Origin of the sequence: Streptacidiphilus sp. MAP5-3, assembly GCF_041262505.1 — a bacterium.
Taxonomy (GTDB): domain Bacteria; phylum Actinomycetota; class Actinomycetes; order Streptomycetales; family Streptomycetaceae; genus Streptacidiphilus.
Window position 1 is genome coordinate 1 of sequence record NZ_JBGCCL010000063.1, and the last position, 3,920, is coordinate 3,920.

At 67.8% G+C, this 3,920-nt stretch carries 3 protein-coding genes; 1 reads left to right on the forward strand and 2 read right to left on the reverse strand.

The window, feature by feature from the left end:
- Window positions 1-236: 236 nt before the first annotated feature.
- Both ABH928_RS36385 and aspS read right to left on the reverse strand, forming a co-directional pair.
- Window positions 237-815, reverse strand: coding sequence for a hypothetical protein (locus ABH928_RS36385; RefSeq protein ID WP_370073039.1), 579 nt, complete (start codon window positions 813-815; stop codon window positions 237-239).
- 636 nt (window positions 816-1,451) lie between these two features.
- Complete coding sequence (aspS, locus tag ABH928_RS36390; protein ID WP_370073040.1) at window positions 1,452-2,771, reverse strand: aspartate--tRNA(Asn) ligase; 1,320 nt, start codon at window positions 2,769-2,771, stop codon at window positions 1,452-1,454.
- A gap of 642 nt (window positions 2,772-3,413) precedes the next feature.
- Between aspS and ABH928_RS36395 the strand changes: the two genes are divergently transcribed.
- A complete protein-coding gene (locus tag ABH928_RS36395; protein ID WP_370073041.1) occupies window positions 3,414-3,659 on the forward strand; it encodes a hypothetical protein in 246 nt (81 codons plus the stop codon).
- Window positions 3,660-3,920: the final 261 nt, after the last annotated feature.

Sequence of the window (3,920 nt, forward strand, 5' to 3'; positions counted from 1 at the left end):
ATTTGCGTTCGGGCGAGCATAGACGGGTGGCTGAAGGCCCGTCAGTCCTGGCTAGCCACACCACTCCAACGAGACCTGCGGCGTCCAGCCGGCGCTGACCAAGTGGGGCCTGTGGGCACTTCGTCACCAGGGCGTCTATCTGGTCTCGGGGTGGCGCTGACAGAGCGCCAGGTCCGGGCGCGGACCAGCCTGTGTGAGCTGACCAGCGCACGGTCCCGTGCTGCTGTGGTGGTGTTTCAGGCGGCAGTCGCCTCGACAGCCGGGCTGGACAGCCACGCCAGGCGGCCGAGCCTGGGCCGCAGCCAGCCGTCCAGGCTCCACACCGCGCCCGCGTTCGCGTGGAACAGCGCCAGGGAGGCGAAGATGTAGGCCACCGACGGTCCCAGATCCGTGATCCCGGGGGCGGTCCACGGCAGCCCGAACGCCTCGGCGGACGACCAGATACCCAGCGAGTACACCGCGCTGCCGATGAACACCGCATTGCTGAACACACCGAAGACCAAGCCCAACGCGATGCAGGTCTCCGTCAGGGCCGCGCCTACAGCGAACGCGCCCGGAGCGGCCGTGGCGACGGCGTGCCACATCAGGATCCACTGATGGATCACAGGGGTGTGGACCGACGTCCCCTGACCGAGCTCGTCACTCAACGTCTGCCCGTGGATGAACCCCGGCAGCCACTTGAACGACGCGTCGACCGCCCAGACCAGGCCGAAACCGATACGCACAACCGCGGCGCGCCGCAGGCGCCCTTCTTTGCCCGAGCCGAGTGGGATTCGGCGGACTCTGCGGCCCGGGGCTGTGGTTGCAGTGGTCACGATGAGCTCCTTCCGAAAGGAGGTGCACAAGGCCTATGCCGGAGGAGGCAGAACAACATGGGATGACACAGACGAATCCGGTGACTTCCCCGGCTAACGGTGTTGACGGTTTCGAGATGAACAAGACCAATGCGCGGAGGCCACCTCAGCGCCCATCCAGATGTCACATACAAGCCCTCGCCACGGCTTGCCGACGCGCCGGGATCCCCCTGAAAGAGTGAGGACAGGCCGGTCCGCCACAGCCTCAGGGGGGCCAAGCGGACCAAGCGCCCCGCCGAGGCCTTCAGAGCTTGATGCCGGCGGCGAGCTGTCAGCGCGACCGTGGACAGCTCGACGCCCGGCGCGAGGGCGCGTTCGTGAGAGAGATGACCGGCACCAGGTCTGGCAGCTGGACTTCTCCGGGTTACCTACGCGGGGCCGCGGGCCTGCGCCCGTCGGCGGCCTGGTCCGAGCGGGCGGCTCCCCATCGCGGTGAGTCGGTCGCACCCGCCGGCAGACCCGCGCTCGTGAGCACCTGCTGGGGGTCGCACCCGCATGCCAGAGAGCTGTGTCGCGTTCGCGCGTGTGGACAGTAGCGGAGTCGTCGCCCTCGGCGACTCCGCTACTGTGCATCACCCGCAGAGCAGGTCAAGGACCCTACGGGGTGAGCCGGTTGGGCCCGCGGAACAAGAACGTCGCTTCCCGGATCGAGTCCAGGCCGAGCATCACCATCAGCACGCGTCCCACCCCCATGCCCAAGCCGCCGTGCGGCGGGCACCCGTAGCGGAAGCAGTTCAGGTAGTCCCGCAGCGACTCGGTTCCTACTCCCTTTTCGGCGGCCTGTTCGAGCAGCACATCGTGGCGGTGCTCGCGTTGGGCACCGGTGGTGATCTCCAGGCCCTTCCACAGGAGGTCGAAGCTCGACGTCAAGTGGGGCCGGTCGGCCGGCCGCATGTGATAGAAGGGCCGGATACTTGCCGGGTACTCGGTCACGAACACGAACTCGTGCCCGGCCTCCTCCTTGACGTGCGCGGCCAGGCACCGTTCGCCCTCGGGGTCCAGGTCCTCCTTGACCCCCTGCGGGTCCCATCCCCTGGCCCTGAGGATCTGCTGGGCCCGGACCATGGTGATGCGCGGGAACGGCAGCGCCGGCACCGTCACCTCCACACCGAAATGCTCTCGAATGGCGTCACCGTGGAGGTTCTTCACCGTCGCCAGGGCGTGGACCAGCATGTGCTCTTCGAAGTCCATCACGTCCTGGACGCCGTCGATCCAGGCGAGCTCGACGTCCAGCCCGGTGAACTCGGTGGCATGGCTGGAAGTGAACGAGGGCTCGGCACGGAAGACGGGGCCGACCTCGAAGACCCGGTCGATGCCGGCGGCGATCGCCATCTGCTTGTAGAACTGGGGCGACTGGGCCAGGTAGGCGTTGCGGTCGAAGTAGCCGAGCTTGAATACTTCCGCCCCGGACTCCGAGGCGGTCCCCATCAGCTTCGGGGTGTGCATCTCGGTGCAGCCCTCGCGGTAGGCGAACTCCCTCATCGCCTGCTCGACTGTGGTCTGCACGGCGAACAGCAGCTGCGCGGCAGGACGCTTGCGGACGTCGAGGAACCGCCAGTCGAGCCGGTGCTCGGATCCCGTGTGCTCGTCGATGGGTAGCGGGGCATGGGCCCGGTTGAGGACCTCCACGCTCGTGGGGACGATCTCAAGGCCGCCCAGGTTGACCACAGGGCTGTCGAGGACCCGGCCGGTGATCCGCACCGCCGTCTCCAGGGTGATGTCTTCGAGCTGACGTTCCAGCAGGTCGCTCTCGCCGCGTTTGTGGGTCACTTGCGTCATGCCCGTGTGGTCGCGGACCAGGACGAATTGCATCTTGCGTTGCAGGCGCAGGGTGTTCACCCAGCCGGAGACCGAAACGGTCTCTCCAACGTGTTTGCGCAGGTCGGCGACCAGTACGCGGGTTGCAGGGTGGATCATCGCAGTCCTCCAGCGGACCTCGGCTGATCCCTTGGAAGTGCGGGCGAGAAGGGTGACTCGCGGTGCCACCGCACTTTCACCGTTGCCCGTGGGCAACGGCCTCATCGTGGCCCGGTGACGGGGGCCGACCGGCGGGGCATTTCCTCCCCGCGCTCAGGAGTGTCTTCACTGCGGTATGCGAGGCTGCCGTCTCAGTTGGTGGCAGCTCTCTCGACTCGCAGGGTTCCGCAGCTACTCGTCTGCCTCGTCGCGTTGAGACATCAGGGTAGAGATGCCCGGTTGCCCGCACAAGCGAAATACGCAGGCCAGAGGTCATCTTCCGGGCATCTCCCCGAGCGCGGACCGCCTGAAGGAACTCCTGTGCGACCGTGGGCGATCGACGAGGACCAGGCGAAGGTAGCTGCCTCAGCGAGCCATGTCGAAGTTGTGTTTCCCTGCCCGAGTGGCCTCTCGCCCCGGCCATTGCGGGGCTGGGGCGGTGACGGGGGGCAGGCTGCGGGATACCAGGATCCACTTCGGCCGATCGGTTCGCCCGCCATGCCCGTCCGCCCCCCTGTCCGATAGCCCCAAGTGCCTTGGCAGCCTGGCTGCCAACCACCTGGACCTGCCCGCGCCGTGGGAGTGGGTGCGGCCGGGCGTGCCGTGGCTCCTGCTCTGGAAGCGGCCGGCGTTCCGCCGTGTGCGGTTGACGGCGACGTGGTCGTCGACGGCGGCGCCGTGGCGGAGGCGGAGAAGCGCGGTCAGGTCCGGGTGGCCTGGCGCTATCGCCGGGGCGGGCGCCCAGCTGACGCCGGCGAAGCCGACCTGGGCGCGGCCGCCCGCGCTCTGGTGCTTGTCGGCTGGGACGCGCTGCTCTACCGAGCCGGGCGAACGGTACCTGTTGGTTGAGCCCGCGCGGGACGGCTGATGGTCAGAAGGTCACGCTGAGGGAGAGCGAGACTGGGGCGGGGAGATCACCGACATCACGCGGGTGATGACCAAGCGGGCTCCCTGGCCCCTGTCACCCCAGCCGAAGGCCTTCCCCATGGACGGGCGAGCGGCAGCTTGTTGTCGGGGGTTGGTGTGGTGTCCGGCGCCGGTAGCGTTCGCTTTACTTCAACGCAACGATGCAGGTGTCTGTCATTGCGTTAGATTCTCGGTCAGTGCAAC

Coding starts and splice junctions, on each gene's coding strand:
- aspS (WP_370073040.1), bottom strand. CDS start 2,771: ATGATCCACCCTGCAACCCGCGTACTGGTCGCCGACCTGCGCAAACAC.